General features: G+C 42.4%; 12 protein-coding genes. 11 read left to right on the forward strand and 1 reads right to left on the reverse strand.

The genetic code is table 11. The annotated features are described in order from the left end of the window. Positions 1-212 precede the first annotated feature (212 nt). On the forward strand, positions 213-1,646 hold the full coding sequence (locus tag QUB04_RS10915; protein ID WP_333284073.1) for a transposase: 1,434 nt from the start codon (positions 213-215) through the stop codon (positions 1,644-1,646). A gap of 13 nt (positions 1,647-1,659) precedes the next feature. Here QUB04_RS10915 and QUB04_RS10920 read toward each other — a convergent pair whose 3' ends face one another. Further along, on the reverse strand, positions 1,660-1,992 hold the full coding sequence (locus QUB04_RS10920; protein ID WP_333173246.1) for a DUF565 domain-containing protein: 333 nt from the start codon (positions 1,990-1,992) through the stop codon (positions 1,660-1,662). A gap of 362 nt (positions 1,993-2,354) precedes the next feature. Here QUB04_RS10920 and QUB04_RS10925 point away from each other — a divergent pair, with 362 nt between their 5' ends. The 10 genes from QUB04_RS10925 (at position 2,355) to QUB04_RS10970 (ending at position 16,047) form a co-directional block, all read left to right on the forward strand. Further along, on the forward strand, positions 2,355-2,933 hold the full coding sequence (locus tag QUB04_RS10925; protein WP_333284075.1) for a hypothetical protein: 579 nt from the start codon (positions 2,355-2,357) through the stop codon (positions 2,931-2,933). A 185-nt stretch (positions 2,934-3,118) separates the two neighbouring features. Next, positions 3,119-3,361, forward strand: coding sequence for a hypothetical protein (locus QUB04_RS10930; RefSeq protein WP_333284076.1), 243 nt, complete (start codon positions 3,119-3,121; stop codon positions 3,359-3,361). 24 nt (positions 3,362-3,385) lie between these two features. Continuing rightward, positions 3,386-5,347, forward strand: coding sequence for a glycosyltransferase family 39 protein (locus QUB04_RS10935; protein ID WP_333284078.1), 1,962 nt, complete (start codon positions 3,386-3,388; stop codon positions 5,345-5,347). A 46-nt stretch (positions 5,348-5,393) separates the two neighbouring features. Next, the gene (locus QUB04_RS10940) at positions 5,394-6,044 is read left to right on the forward strand and encodes a hypothetical protein (protein WP_333284079.1); all 651 of its coding nucleotides are present in this window, start codon (positions 5,394-5,396) and stop codon (positions 6,042-6,044) included. Between the two features lie 175 nt (positions 6,045-6,219). Then, positions 6,220-7,179: a nucleotidyl transferase AbiEii/AbiGii toxin family protein gene (locus tag QUB04_RS10945; protein WP_333284081.1), complete on the forward strand. Its 960-nt coding sequence runs from the start codon at positions 6,220-6,222 to the stop codon at positions 7,177-7,179. Positions 7,180-7,320: 141 nt separating this feature from the next. Next, positions 7,321-7,557 carry a type II toxin-antitoxin system Phd/YefM family antitoxin gene (locus QUB04_RS10950; RefSeq protein WP_333284083.1) on the forward strand — a complete coding sequence of 79 codons (237 nt, stop codon included), beginning with the start codon at positions 7,321-7,323 and terminating at the stop codon, positions 7,555-7,557. A gap of 164 nt (positions 7,558-7,721) precedes the next feature. After that, positions 7,722-11,681, forward strand: a complete 3,960-nt coding sequence (locus tag QUB04_RS10955) for a hypothetical protein (protein ID WP_333284085.1) — start codon at positions 7,722-7,724, stop codon at positions 11,679-11,681. Position 11,682: 1 nt separating this feature from the next. Beyond that, the gene (locus QUB04_RS10960) at positions 11,683-14,028 is read left to right on the forward strand and encodes a hypothetical protein (RefSeq protein ID WP_333284087.1); all 2,346 of its coding nucleotides are present in this window, start codon (positions 11,683-11,685) and stop codon (positions 14,026-14,028) included. A gap of 17 nt (positions 14,029-14,045) precedes the next feature. Further along, positions 14,046-14,210, forward strand: a complete 165-nt coding sequence (locus QUB04_RS10965) for a hypothetical protein (protein ID WP_333284089.1) — start codon at positions 14,046-14,048, stop codon at positions 14,208-14,210. 55 nt (positions 14,211-14,265) lie between these two features. After that, on the forward strand, positions 14,266-16,047 hold the full coding sequence (locus tag QUB04_RS10970; protein ID WP_333284091.1) for a serine/threonine-protein kinase: 1,782 nt from the start codon (positions 14,266-14,268) through the stop codon (positions 16,045-16,047). The last annotated feature ends 174 nt before the right edge of the window (positions 16,048-16,221 follow it).

The raw sequence follows: 16,221 nt of genomic DNA on the forward strand, positions 1-16,221 counted from the left end.
GCCGGGAAGTCCCTCGGTATATTTAGAGGGGATTAATCTGAGCGCTGCGCGAAGTACCCCGTTGGGAATTACCGCAGGGATGAAAGGCTCGTCGGGTGTAGGTACGGAAACCGACAATTAGACATTGCGAGTACCTTTAACTTTGATGTACTTCCTAGATATTAAAACAAAAGAAATGGTATATTAAGGTAGGTCGAAAAAAGAAGCTAAAAATGCAACTCACTTACAAATACCGCCTCAAACCAACCAAGCCCCAACTAGCAACTATTGTGGCTCATTTAGAACTCTGCCGTCGGCAGTACAACTACCGACTCGGCGAAAGATTTAGGTGGTGGGAAATCACGAGAACACCTATCAACGCTTGCCCATTGATTGTTTCGATAGTCCCTGTTGAGGAGATTTATCGAAATATTCCCTTGACTAGAGTGCAAACTAGGGATGGCAGAAAAAAGGATGAGTCAGGCAATCCTCTAACCAGGAAAGGTGATGTTTTCTCAAACATTGAAGGCGGATATGTACAGTGGCAGACGATACAATTAGCTGACCTGAAAAACACTAAAAAATTATTCCCTGATTATAAAGTGTTAGATTCCCAGGTTTTGCAAGATGTCGTCAACCGAGTTGAAACTTCCTTTTCAAACTTCACCACGCCCGACAAAAACGGCAATCGTAGAGGCAAGCCAAGATTCAAAGGGCTTCACTACTACAAATCCTTCAGTTACCCTCAATTAGACAACTTAGATATTGTCAAAGATGAACAAAACAGGATTTGTATTAGCCTCACAAAAATAGGTCAAGTGCCTATGGTCTTTCACCGTTCCATACCAAAAGGATTCAAAGTTAAGACGGGTACAGTTATCAGAAAAGCAGATGGGTGGTATATTTCCCTGACGCTAGAAGATAAAACGGTTCCCGTAACGGTTGCAGAAATTCAACCGACGGTCGAAAATACTGTTGGCATTGATTTGGGAGTCACTAATTACGTCTATCTTTCCAATGGCGAAAGAGTTGAGAATCCTAGATTTTTGAGGAAATCGGCTCAGAAATTAGCAAGGCTTCAAACGAAGTTAGCTAATAGAGTCAAGGGTTCTCAACCTTGGAAAATAATCAAGGACAAGGTTTCCCAACTCCATCAGTTCGTAGCTAGAGCTAGATTAGATTTTCAATTTAAAACTGCACATGAGCTACTTAGCAAGTGTGAGGTTTTAGTTGTTGAAGATTTGAGCGTCAAAAATCTAACTAGACGTGCCAAGCCCAAGACTGATATTGAGAATGGTAATTTGGTTTATTTGCCTAACGGTCAGTCAGCTAAGAGTGGTTTGAATAAATCCATGCTTGATGCTGCTCACGGGCAATTCGCCAACGTTCTGAAATATGTCGCCTGGAAACTAGGTAAAAGTGTTTTATTTGTTGATCCAAAGGGAACTTCCCAGCACTGTTGGAACTGCCTCAACAAAGTCCCGAAAGAATTATCGGAACGGTGGCATTCTTGTCAATGTGGAGAATCTTTGGAGCGAGATGAAAATTCAGCCAAACTCATAAGAAAAATTGGTCTGAGTTACAAAAGTGGCGGGGGAACTCCGTCACTCAAAAAAGCCTTTGAAAAAAAGGAAAAAGAAGCCTGCGGTCTAACTGTACTCAGTTGACCGTCAGGTTCGTTCACGAGCCTAGTTTGAAAGCCTCCACAAATAAATTGTAAGTCACGCCAATTTTCAGAGCATAGAGCATATCCACCCAAAAAGAACGGGCTACAGGCCGCGGGCTGCCGTAAACCAGCCAGCTCGCGAACTCCGTCAACAACACCAACAGCCCGGCCGCGATAATATCCCAATCCGCAGATTGTCCGGCGATCGTCGAAATAGCTGTTCCCAAAAAAGTGCCGAATAGCAGACTAATTAGCAGGAGCGAAATCCGCCGCCAAGGATTGCTCAGCCAGCCTCGGAAGCGATCGCCCAGAACATCAATTAATCTGTTAATTCGGGTATTCTGCATAAAAGTTATACAATTTGAGATTTGAGATTTGAGATTTGAGATGGGGAATTACTGATTACTATTGGGGTTTGGAGTACGCGCATATAGTGGCACTCTTTTTTTCAACTGGTATGAAAAGCTATACCGATGAGTAAACAAAGGCCCCTCCCGACCAACTCCAAATCCTTACCGGGGTCAGTATGTCGCCATCTAAAATCTCAAATTTAACATCTAAGATGGTATTGAGCGATCGGCGACTTATCGCCGAGAACGGTCAATAAATTTAAGTGTAACTGTATCTTGTGGCACAGCAGCCCCTGGTTTTACATTAAAAATAGTTAAGACTCATTGCGGGTGCAGTCTATCCTTTAAGCCTAAAATTTATGAAACTTAAAATTTACCAGATTGTAATTGGAGTGTCGATCGTCCTAATTACAGGAATGTTTCTAGGACGTTTTGAAATCACTATCTCCAACGGTTCCAATCAGTCGAGCGATTGGCCCTCACAAGCCACCGCACTCCCCCCAATACCCCCCGTTTCCCCAGTCGCGACAGCTTCTGCAGACACCGCCAGCGAGCCCAAACCCGACTCAACACCAACCCCCCCACAGTCAGAGGAGGAATTGCTTTCCTCAATCCCTGTAGATGCTAAAGCCGCCGGCAGTCTGCGCGTCAGCAACCGCAGCGAACACCCAGTGCGAGTGGCCCTGCTGTCGAAACGGCAAGCCGAGAAATCCTACGGCAAACCCGCGCACTGGGATTTTGCGCCCGGAGAAGGTGGTGACAAGGGACTGATGCTATCGCTGCCGGAGGGCAAGTTACAAGTCAAACGGGGAGACATTTTAGTGGTTTTTGCTCAGGATGGTTCTCGCCACTACTGGGGGCCTTACGTCGCCGGGGAGACACCCTCGCCCGCTTGGAACCGCACAGCCGGAGAATGGCAATTAATTTTGCAGCCGTGAACCCTTAGCTGCAGGTGCCGAGATTTTGGTCGAGAAAGCCGGTTGATCCGGTCTTGTTGAGAATGGTGCGGCTATGTGAGGTTAAACTCACATAGCCGCACCATTCTCAAGAACAGGCAAGATGCCTGTTCCACAAAGAGTGAATTTTTTTGTGGGGAGTAGGGGTTGGGCAGGAGATCCCGCCCATGAAAGTCTTGTGGAGAATGGTGCAACATCTCTGTTTAACTGATATCTTGCACCATTCTCAAGAACAGGCTTTCCGGCCTGTTCCACAAAGAGTGAATTTTATTGTGGAACAGGCCGGAAAGCCTGTTCATAAAAGCCTTGTTGAGAATGGTGTAACATCTGAGTTTAACCGGATTCGATCGACTTGGGAGTTTCGAGAATGCGAATCTTTCGGTAGACTCTCTATGCGAGCGAAAATTTAAAATCTAAAATCGCAGGAAGTTTGCGTGAAGGAAGTTATTAAAAGTTTGTCAGAGTTTAGGAAGCGCCCGTTAGCGAAGTCCTCGAAGAGGATCGCACCTTTGCTGCTATCGATTTTATGGCTGTGCGCGATCGCCTGGGTAGGTTTCTTGTGGAATCTCGGCAACATCGGTTTAGTTGACGAAACCGAACCGTTGTTTGCCGAAGCCGCCCGTCAAATGACGCTGACAGGGGATTGGATCACTCCTTATTTCAACGGCGAAACCAGGTTTGACAAGCCGCCGTTGATTTACTGGCTGATGGCGGTGGCTTACCGCACTCTGGGCGTTAACGAATGGGCCGTGCGTCTTCCCTCAGCCTTGTGCGCGATCGGTCTGACTTGCATGGGATTCTATACCCTATCGAAGGAAGAAGGAAGAAGGAAGGAGGAAGAAGGAAGAAGGAAGGAGGAAGGGCACGACAGGGATACGGACACGGATACACGGATGAATGTAACTATGTTTCCTCCCTCACTCTCCCACTCTCCCACTCTCCCACTCTCCCCCTCTCCCCGTCTTCCCCTCTTTCTTTCTACTCCCTGGATTGGTGCTGCCCTAATAGCTTTAAATCCCCAAACTATTGCCTGGGGACGGACTGGCGTTTCCGATATGCTATTAGTTAGTTGTATGTGTTCGGCACTATTCGCATTTTTTCTCGGTTACACTCTAGAAGAACAGAGAGAACAAGCCGAATTTTCCACTGTTTCCGCTTCCCGATTTCCCAATAAGTGGTATCTGACTTTTTACGTACTAATTGCCTTAGCAATTCTGGCTAAGGGGCCTGTGGGAATTGTCTTGCCAGCGCTGATTGTTGGCTGCTTCGGGCTTTATTTGGGAAATTTTCGGCAACTTTGGCGCGAAATGCGTCCGGTGTCTGGAATCTTGATTATTCTGGCGATCGCCTTGCCTTGGTACATTTTGGTTATTTTAGCCAACGGTCAAACTTATATTGACAGCTTTTTTGGCTATCACAATTTCCAGCGTTTTACTGGAGTAGTCAACAAGCACTCGGCGCCTTGGTATTTTTACTTTTTTGTAGTGCTAGTTGGTTTTGCACCTTGGTCGATTTATTTGCCCGTGGCGATCGCCCGCACCCGTTTTTGGCAGCGCAGTTACTGGCGTCGTCAACCGCGATCGGCTCAGTTGAGTTTATTTGCCCTATTTTGGTTCGGCTGCATCTTTGGCTTTTTTACGATCGCCGTGACCAAATTGCCCAGTTATGTATTGCCTTTAATCCCCGCCGCTGCGATTTTGGTAACGCTGCTGTGGAGCGATATTATTGCAGGCAATGAACCCCAAAACAGGCGGATAAAGTTAGAAAAAAAACCTAATTCTTTACCGCGAGGGTTGTTAGTTACATACATTTTCAATGTCATATTTTTACTGATTATAGCCGGAGCAACTTTCTACTGCTACAACTGGCTCGGAGACGACCCGGCTATGCCCAATTTTCCCCAAGCAATTCAGCAGTCGGGATTGCTGATTGTAGGCGGTACGATTTGGATAACTGCGGCGGTGGCGATCGCACTTTTACTTTGGCAGCGGCAACAGCGCTGGATTTTGGTTGCTAACTTCATCGGGTTAGTAGCATTTATCATCTTTGGTCTTACTCCCGCCTACAATTTGGTCGATATCAACCGCCAGTTACCTCTGAGACAGTTAGCACAGGTGGCAGTTCAACAAAAACTGCCAGGGGAAGAGTTTATTATGGTTGGTTTCTGGAAACCCAGTCTGGTTTTTTATACCCAAGGGCCGGTGACTTACTACCGAGCTATCAGAAGGGCGATCGACTACATTAAGGAATCTAAAAACCCAACTTCTCCCTCTATTTTGGTGCTGGGATATCCAGACAAATTTGAGCAATTAGGATTGCAGCCAAATCAATATCAATTGTTGGAGAGTCGGGGGGCTTACCAACTCGCCAGGGTTCCGAGACAAGCGTTTCAATAGTGCATTATACTGCGACTCCGGTGAGCCGACCTATTAGGAAGAATTCATGGAATTCACTGGAAAATTTGAAACTCACATTACCGTTTGCCTCAAGGACTTGGACAGAGTAGAGGCGCTTGAACAATGGGGCATTAATCATGGTCTAAAACTTCTCCATATAGTTCTAGACCGTGGGGTTACTGTATCTCAACTAATGTTGACGCGGCATGGGCAAGGTAGCCTGACAAACGAGTTAAAGACGGCATTTGATTCAAGCCAATCTCTAAATGCTGAAGGCTTCACGGTGACACGCATCAAAATTGAGGTGCCACAGTGGAATCAGAGTGTTCCGCAGTCTAATGCCGAAGCACTAAACCATCCATGCGATCGCTATTTTGAGCATCATATCAAACTGTTGCTTGAACCTTCTGCTGATATTCTGCCTCTGATTGACATTGCCGAAAGACATTCTGCTCATCTCTCTCGTAATCTCTTCCAGACTCGGAGTGACCAATATCACGAGCGATTTGTCACTCAGCGTTGTATCTCCGTTGGTCGTGTTGAAGCTCAACAACAACTTCAAACTCTCTTAAAAGTGATCGCTACTTTGAGATATTTAGCGATCGATGTCGAAGCAGAATTTGTGGTCTATGATAGTAATCTTGACCTTGACGCAGGTTGGATTCAAGGGAAAGAATCACCAATTTCACAGGGATAATTATCAAGCACAATAGAAAATCCGAGGATAGCCCGAATAATAAATAAATAATCACCAATTTCACAGGCTTAATAATTATTAAGCACAATATAAAATTCGCTGATAGGATGTATAATAGGGAAAAATTCACCAATTTCACATGAATAACTATCAAGCATAATATAAAGGAGGATTAATGAAATACGATCCGAAGACATACATCATTGTTTCAGAACAAGGTCAGGAAATTGAACGCCCAACAGTTTTCGAGCCGGCACTAATTCCCCAAAAGCATCTTCGGGGAGCATTTCGTCTGGGAGAGCCAATATTTCAAGATCCAGAGATTAGAACTCAATGGCTGAATATGCGTCGGCAAGTGATGGATTATCTGCTGCAAATTATTAGTTGTTCAATCTGGAAAGATCACCTTGTCTTACGAGGTAGTTTATTACTGAAAGCATGGTTAGGAGATGTGGCGAGAGAACCCGGTGATATAGACTGGGTTTTTAGACCTCACGATATTATTAGCGTCAATTCCCCTTTATCAAGAGAATTGTTCAATGGATTAATTCAGATAGTTTCAGATAATCCTCATGTAGGTAATGCGATTATTGACGTTGACAAAATCTCCATAACAGAGATTTGGACTTATGAACGTGCATCAGGTAGGAGGATTATTTTTCCTTGGAAAGCAGACGGTTTTCCTTCAGGAGATTTGCATATGGATGTGGTTTTTAATGAAGAACTATTGTGCGATCCAATTGAGGTCTATATCCCTTCGTCAATTGGTGAAAATAGGTTAGTGTGGGCAGCTTCTAAAGAACTGTCATTGGCATGGAAATTGCTGTGGTTAGAAACCGATACTTATCCACAAGGCAAAGATTTGTATGATGCAACACTCTTAGCGGAGCAAACTTCATTGTCCTTTGACATTCTTTATCAAGTGCTTCATTCAAGTGAAGATTGGAAGAATCAGGCTGCATCACCAAAATTTTCTTGGAAATCGGGATTTCCTTGGACAGAATCACCGGGTTCAGCATATCTAGATTGGGACAACTTTAAGCTCGAGTATCCTGGGGTTGAAGGGGAGGCAAAGGATTGGCAAGCTCGGCTTTCACTGGCTTTAGCACCGACATTTGCCAACCTTGATGATTGAACCTTTAGATAACTGGTTATAGCATCAAGGAATTAGATAGATATCATAGAAGTCAGCAAGGGAGCGATCGCTCATAATTAAGGGAGTGTCTACAGCCACCGAGCATCATCGAGAAAAGCGTATTTAGAAAAGTGGAAGATTATGATTCCAATCAATGAAGCCCAGAAGCAGTTGCAGCAGTCGATCGCTCCCATGAGTCAGTCGCACCAACCGATCGCGATCGCAGGACAAACTAGCAATACAGTATTATTGTCTGAATCAGACTCCGCATATGTTCAGGAAACACTGTATCTTCTCTCAGTGCCGGGAATGCGGGAATCAATTCGGGAAGGAATGGCAACGTCGATCGAGGAGTGCGATCGCTCTTTGGAGTGGTGAATGGGAATCTAGTATACACCAAACAGGCACAGAAAGATGCCAAAAAACTGGTGTTTAGCAATTTACGATACAAAGCACAAGAGTTCAGGCGCTACTATGGGTATCAGTCAAAGAAAAGACTATCCCACGATATGTATTTACTCTAGATAAGGTGATAACACATAATGCAAAAGCAAACAGACGATCTTAATCAGCAGTTAGAAGCAGTTCGTTGCAAAATTATTAATTCCTACCTTACAACTATTGAAGATAGCTTTCTCGAAAACCGTCCCCAACTAAAACTTATCAATTATGGTACGGGTTCAGGAAAAACCCACCAATTGTTTCAAGCGATTTATAAAACCATAGAAGAACATTCAACTCTTCAAATAATCGGCATATATGTTGCGCCATTGAGAGAACACTTATGTGTTCCAACTTCAGTTGAGAGCCAATACCAAAATATTCCCGTCTATAAAATAAATTCGTTAGAAATGAAAACGACGGATGAGTATATCAAATTATACAAGGAATTGATATCTTCTATTCTCAAAAACACAAAATTTTGGAAAATCGATAAAAAAGTATGTTCGGAGGAAAAGGTTCAGGAAAATAAACGCAACCTTGAGAAAGTAAAAGAGGTGATTAAACGCCTTGAATATGTAAAAAACACAGGTTTGGGAGATGAGGATTTTAATGATTCTGAAATTACGAGAGCCAGACGGGAACTGAATCATTTAATTGAAAGCTTTTTAGAATTTTTTATCAAATGTGAATTAGATAAAAGAAATTGTCCTGCTGAATGCTCAAAGTTAATTGAAATATTTTTCCCACTCCATCTTCTGCAAAATAAATCTGGAATTTTGATGCTCACGTATGATAAATTTGAAACGCTTATTCCGTACTTTATCCACAACGGTACAAAATGGGTAAAGAAAAGCAGTCATCTCGATAAATACGTTATTGAGCATACAGACAACTCCCGAAAGTTTATCCTTGCCTTGGATGAGCAGGAAGATGGCTATCAAATTATGCTAGAGAAGAAGATTGATATCATATCTCCTGAAAAACTGGCCATCAATAATGCGCTGTCATCTATCAATAGAGAATTTTCGATGCTGTTTTCAACTCAAAACAATGAAAACAGAGATTTTTTAAATTTTATAGATAAGAACAAGGGAGCTTTTTACGAATTTCAAGAACATTTTGAAAAAGACAAAGCCCTAGAACCCAAACTGCAAAAATTCGCCCGCATATATCAACGGTTGACCTTTGAGGAGGGAAACTCTATCAAATTTTTAGAACAAATAGTAAAAATTAAAAATGGGCTTGACGAATCAATGGAAGAAATTGTTGGGATTTTCGACAATAATGATGAACAAAATCCCCTTATAGTAGAGTTTGAAATGTTATCCAGAGTAATTTCAAAATTTGAGAATAATAGAAGTTTGTTGATTCCTCAAAAGCTTTACAATAAAATCTGTGATGATTTAATGAACATTTTTGCATACAACAACTTATACATCTACAACCTAGAACCCCTGCAAAAATTGTTTTTAACCAAAGCTTCTGGCGGGCACGTCCAAATGACAGAGGAAAAAGTTGCAGATAATACCTCTGTAGCAGAGTTAATTTATGCCATTCTCGCTGTGCGATCGCAAATCAAAACCATCAAAGATTTTCTAGCTAACGTCTTAGATGCTGAAGATTCTCAATCCCGTTCTTTAGAAATTTGGTCGAAACAAATAGCTAAAGTCCAAAAGGCAAGTGAAGAAAGCCCCTCGCAAAATCAACTGCTAAAATACTTAAATATTGCCTATGTCTATGAAAGTTATAAGTCGATCGTAAATATCAAAGAAATTTCTCGTTATCAAAATCCTAAAAATAATCTGATCGAGCGCGCCCTTAGAGAAGTTTCTATTGGTAGTACCGCTATATTGACTTCGCCTGAATTCAAGATAAATTCCATGTTATGCAATAATAGTAATGTGATTTTCCTGATTTCAGCAACAGGAGGAATTTTAGGAGATTTAAGCACGAGTTATGATATGCAGTATTTCAAAGATAAATTGCGTAATGCTAGTGAATCCGGTGAAAGTTCCTTTAAGGAAATGAGCGAGGAAGAAGTATCGCTTTGCGAAAACATCAGAGAGAGTCGTGAGGCGAAGCGACAGATTGCAGTAAAGTTTTTCGGTGAGGATTTATTGTCTTTCCCAAATAACGCAACTCAAAAAGTTGTGGAACGATTTGAAGAAAAGATTTTAAAAAGTTTTATCGACGCTCTCAAACAGGATGCGAATTGGCTGGGAAGTTACAAAATCCAAGAACTTCAAAAGTTTATTCGTTTCTTGTTTTACCTGTTTGAGGATGACTATATTCAAGAAACAATTGCTTTTACTCAAACTTTACGCTGGATTAAAAAGTTGATTCAATATTGCGAGCTACTCAATCGTGCTGACTTTATATTTGAGGTGTCAGCAGAACATCCAAATATATATTACGTGCAAGTGAAGCATCAAAAATATCAGAGTAACATTCGGATTAAAATAATTTTGTACGAGGCATCATTCAACAGTCTTTATTGCGACAAAAAAGCTCAAAACACGTATTTGAATGAGCTGGTTGAAAAAGAAGGGGAGAAAATTTTCTTTATATCAGCTTATCAATCAGCTTCCAAAGGATTGAATCCGATTATTAAAAACTCTAGCGGCGATGAAAAAGATTTCGACTCTTTAGTGTTGTTAATGGACAGTTACTATACAGTAATGGGCCCATCGCTGAACAAATCCAAAGATTCTGGATACGCTATTACTCATTACCATTTTGCCTTAATGAAAAGTAATGTAAGCTTGGGAGAGTCTGATATTGAAATCAAAGATTTCAACAAATACCTCAGCAGACCTGAATCTGAAGAATTTCGACAGCAGCAACACCAGATTTTATTAGGGAAACAAGTTTTGCAAGCTATCGGCAGATCTGAGAGACGCGATTTTCCCAACCAAGTAGTAAAAATATTTGTTAATGAAGAAACCAGAAAAAATTTAGTGAATTTTTACAGATACCTGGAAGGGAAAGAAAAAGAAAAGGAGGAAATTCGGAAATTTTCCGTTAACAACCACAAAGTTTACTTAAGCGTTCGAGAAGAAGAGAAAAAACGATCGATTAAGGATTATGACGATCATGTTATTGATGAGATTGATACCACTCGGGCTTTCCAAGCGTTTAGAAAACAAATGTTGGAGGAAATCGATCGCTTTCATCTTAATAAACATACTTTTGACATCACAAAAACGTGGGAGGCGTTGCGCGACCCAATAGTTTTCAAAGACCCAGCCAAGTATCTGGAAAAGTTGCGAGATTCAGGGCTATTTACTGCTGATTTTATTGAGTCATTATTCTATCACAACCCAGAACAAGTTGAATTTACGCCATATTTAGCTTCCGAGGAAGAAAGCGGTAAAAAATTCCAGATTATCAGTGATAGCATCAATGGGGAAAAAATCTATCCTTACCAGAAGCGGTTATATCCTGAATATCTAAAAATCAGCGAGCGAGGCTATGACTTAGAAGGTAATGAAATTAGCTCCCTAGATCCTTCGACTGATTCAATCTACAAACTGTACAACAAGTTGATGCCACAACCGGAAGCTTTTAATACTTATATTCCGCGTCCGCATTTCTTTTACGATGTGTTGTATCCCTCACTGGCTGAAAATTTTGTGGAACGCTGGATTGAAGATGTAGTTTTCCAAGGTAAAAACTGGAAAGACATAAAATCCAGCTATCGTTTTGAGCCATTGCAAGATTTCAAAAAGTATCGTAAGCTATACGAGCGGTTTGATTTGTACTATGTCCAGGAGAATACGTTATTTTGTATTGATGTTAAAGCTTGGAGCGTAGCTTCGGGAAATCGCCTGTCAAAAAAGACGCTGGATAAAACCGAAAACAAGCTCAAGGAAATTGTTTCAGACTATCCAGAATTTAGCACCGCAAGGGGGCTACTTCTTAATTTGCACGCCGCCCAAGAAAAAAATCAACAATACTCACCCACGCTATTTTCGGGAAATTTGATTTTCTTTGACGATCGCAATTCTCCAGTACAATCCAATATCCTCACAGACTTTCTGTTTCAAAAGGAGAAATAACATGAAAAATAAAGTAGAAGCATTATCAGATATATCGCGAACCAACCAACTCAAAATTTTAGAAAATCCACAAAAAGTCGCCGAAAAACTGTTTAAGTATTTATTTAAAAATGAACAAGGGATAGAACATTTTCAGCTTGAATATAGGCCGGCTGACGAGGAAAATTCTGAAAATGAGGAGGCACAGGCTAATTTTTATAAAAAGCAGCATAAACACATTAAGAAGGAAATCAAAAAACGTCTGGATGAACGTGGGGATAAACGGGAAAGTTCAGAAATTCAATACTTCCTCTCCTACACCAATGGCAAAAAATACGTGTTCTATTTATCCCCTAATAAAAGTCATTCTGGATGGCAAAAATTATTTACTGAAAATTCTAGCGATCGAGAAAGAATTTTCAATCTTATTTTCACGTTTTATATTCTTTCTCAAGGCTTATCCGTTGATACCATAAAGGGTTTTGAAGAATTACTCTTACTTCATTCCATGAATCCCAGTAAAAAATCGAAAGATGCTCTTTTTGTCTGGGGACATAATTTGTTCATCAAATACAATCCATATAATGTACTAACATTAACACTTTCTAGAAAAAGCCGAAAATTCTTATTACAGAAAGACAAAAAGAAATACAAGACTGTAGATGGAGAAGACTTAGGAGATTTGTTGCTCTACAAAAAGCTATACAAAGATAAGAATTACTACTTCTATCGCGATCTAGATGCTCGCAGCAAAAATGATATTTGTTTTATGCAATTTGATGAAAATCCCAAAAATTATGACAAGTTCAAAAAAACTCAGCTTTATCATTACCAAAACCTCATGACAAAACTTGAGAGGTTTTTAAGTGAGTGCAATATTGCTTTTGAGTCTCTTCATTTTCAGGCTGACCACTACTTGGAAAACCCTTTTATCAAAAACATAGAATCTGTAGAATTCTTAGAGATTATTAACAATACAGGAGTCGATTTAACTGAATCTGACAGACAAATTCTGCAATGCTTCCTGAAACATCAAGGGGTATCTACGATCGCATTTTACAAGGATGGAAAAACTGTCAGTACCTACGAACAAGGACCTGACGGTGAGGACGAAGTTTGCTGGAGAATTACGGAATCTATTAAATGGTCAGATATTCAACTCGAAGCAGGAAAAAACTATCTGGTTTTCAATAAACTTTTGGAGGAAGAAGCAGGTTCGATGGCTTATCAGGCAAAAGACAATCTGTGGTATCCATCAACAACAATAGATAATCAATCGCAAGTAGATTTCTATTCACAGTTAAAGAAAAGATTTAACTATTTGGAGACGGGACAGTTTTGTAGCACACAGGGGATAAATATACCAAAATTTCGTGCTGTGGGAGATGAAAAAACTAATTTTGCGGTTTTTAATTATACAAATTGGAAAATCGATCGAGTTCGAGATAGTCTACACAAGGAGACGCAAGCTTTTACAGAAGGGAAAATATTGGATGTAGAGGGCTCTATTTTTTGTTATCTAAAAGAACAAGCAGATAGCAAACAATGGGAAAGTTTCTGCGAACGATACAAGATAAATCTTTCCCCAGAATTTCAGAAGGTATTGATTGAGTTGGGAATTAAGAACTGGATCGCGCAGAGTATTTTAAATCCAAAGTTGGGCTTGCCTATTACTCCTCAATCATTTCCTGAAAAACAATTTTTTAGTATTTATGTCCGCAGCCCCAGAAACAAGGAACCTAAAGCGGTTGCGGTAGAATTTCTTTACAAAGATGGTTGTATATACATAAAAAATGTCATATACGACTTAAAACAAATAGAATCTAAGTTTCGATTTTTAAGAAGGCAAAGAAATAATTCAGAAAAATTAGTTAACGATCAAAAATATTTTGTAGATCACGCAGAAAAGCTGTATATTAGTTGTTATACAGACGACTTGTATACGCCAACCTTAATTGGACGGACTGGTATTATTGAAGACTTGGAAAGCGGAGAACTAACAATAGATCGAAAAAACAAAAGTGAAAATAGTAGTAGATTTTTACCTTTGGTATCCCATTACAACAGCGAGATTAAACCTATCAACAGAATCCAAAATATGATATGTTTGGATTTGAAGAACAAAACATTTATTCAGTATTATGTACCTCCAAGGCAAAATATTGCCGGCTCGATTAAGAAAGGGTTTAGAGCCTATCATTTGATTGGGAAGAGATATGGCGCAGAGTCAATTCCCACATCTGAGCTGAGCGAGCATCCCATCACAGCTTTACATTTTAGTACGCTAACTCAAAATGTTTTAAAAATAGGTGAAAACAGTCAATCATCTCTGTTACAAAAAGTGACACAAGTCCTAATTGAAAATTGAAAAAAGGAGGAATTTGAATGATGATGGGAGAAAAAATCCCGATATTTCAGCGCTCCCAGAAGAGCATCGGATACACTCACATCTGGTCAGAGGCCGGAGGCAAGTATCAACGTCAGCTAGAAGCCAACCTGCTACTTAGAGCCGATCGCAATCCTCGATCGCCCTTTAGACTGGTAACTTAGCCGACCATACGTGCCATAATCAGCCATATTATCTGGTACGCGATCGCCTGAACCTATGGATGCGCTAATCGGCAAAACTTTACAGGGTGGAAAGTACACCCTCGAACAAGAATTGGGCCGCGGCGGCTTTGGAATAACTTTCAGGGCAAATCACCGCTATTTAGGACAGCCTGTAGTCATTAAAACCCTCAACGAATCTCTGCGGCAGCAACCCAATTTTGCTGAGTTCGATCGCAAGTTTCAAGACGAAGCGAGGCGGTTGGCTTCCTGCGTCCATCCGAATATTGTCCGCGTCAGCGATTTCTTTGTGGAAGACGGGCAGCCTTACATGGTGATGGACTACATCGCCGGTCAGAATTTGGCAGATGTAGTCGGTTCAAATAATCCGCTGCCAGAAAATCTTGCAATTCTCTACATCACTCAAATTGGGGCTGCTTTGAAGGCAGTTCATCAAAAGGGTTTGCTGCACCGAGATGTCAAGCCGCAAAACATTCTTTTGCGCCAAGGTACTCAGGAAGTCGTGCTGATTGACTTTGGCATTGCCCGCGAGTTTACTCCCGGTGCAACCCAAAGTCACACTAATATGGTGTCCGACGGCTACGCGCCCCCAGAACAGTATTTCGCTCAAGGAAAATATACGCCCGCCACAGATGTTTACGGTATGGCGGCGACGCTTTACACTTTACTGACAGCACAAGTACCGGTGGCTGCAATTTTACGCACTAGCCAGCCGATGCCTTCACCCCGCGACTTGCGGCCTCAAGTGAGTCCGGCTGTCAGCCAAGCGGTGATGCGGGGGATGACGGTAGAAGCTCAAAATCGCCCTGCTAGCGTGGATGAGTGGCTGTCGCTGCTGCATGGGCAGCCTCATGGTGCAGCGTCGCCGAGCACCGGGCCGACGGTGGCGGTGATGCCGGGACACGGGCCTCAGTCGCCTGCGGGTTCCAGAACAGCGCCTGCTGTGGTGTCTTCTGGGGACAACAACCGCAAGGTTTGGTGGATTTTGGGGTTCGTGGCGATCGCACTTATTGTGGCAGGTTTGGTCGGTATTGCTAGAGTTTTCCTCAACCGGCCGTCTTCGGAACCCGCACCAGTGGCCCAGGACGATCGCACTTCGGCCCCTGCAGATCCAGACGCGCGCTCAAGCCCCGCACCAATTCCCGCCCCGACACCAACGCCAGCACCGACTCCCAGAGAAACTCCGCCGCCTGCTGCTGAAACTCCGCCGCCTGCTGCTGAAACTCCAGCGCCTGCTGCTGAAACTCCAGCGCCTGCTACTGAAACTCCAACACCAGCCCCAGCACCAACACCAGCGCCTTCTCCCGAAGCTGTCGAACCCACACCAACAGAAAAACTTGTTGACAAAGAGTTGCCGCCCGATCGATCGCCCGCACCCAGCCCCGAACAACCGGGAACCAATTATCAGAAGACTCCCACAATCCCTGGGTATGCCGTTGGTACGCCGGAAAGTCAGATTTTAGCAGACTTGGGAGAACCGACTGACTCTCAAGCGCGGGGCTATTGGCCAAATACTCGCACCGCACTTTATGAAATATTGCCAAATCGGATTACTCTCGGCTACATTTACGATCGCGATTCGGGCGAGCTAGTACAAACAGAGGGTTCTTTTGCCCAGTCTGTGGACGCTTTGGTAGTGCGAACCGCCTTAAACGGGATGGTGGGCGGCGCCAGCCGTGAGATTTTGCAAGGCTTGGGCGACGTGCAGCAGCGCCGGAGTAATCGGTTTACGTTTAGGAAGGGTTCGCTGGAAGGGATGATCGAACGCAATGAGCGCGATCGGATTTACATCGGCGTCTGGGACGACAACTTGCATTAAACTTGGCAGCGCTGACATCCTGCACCCTTGTCAATAAACCTCGGCGGGCTCTTCGGCCCACCCCACAGGAAAACTCAACTCTTGTGAAACAGGCATCTTGCGTCAATAAACCTGGGCGGGCTCTTCGGCCCACCCCACAGCAAAACTCAACTCTTGTGGAACAGGCATCTTGCC

The organism is Microcoleus sp. D2_18a_B4 (assembly GCF_036702475.1).
Classification (GTDB): domain Bacteria; phylum Cyanobacteriota; class Cyanobacteriia; order Cyanobacteriales; family Microcoleaceae; genus Microcoleus.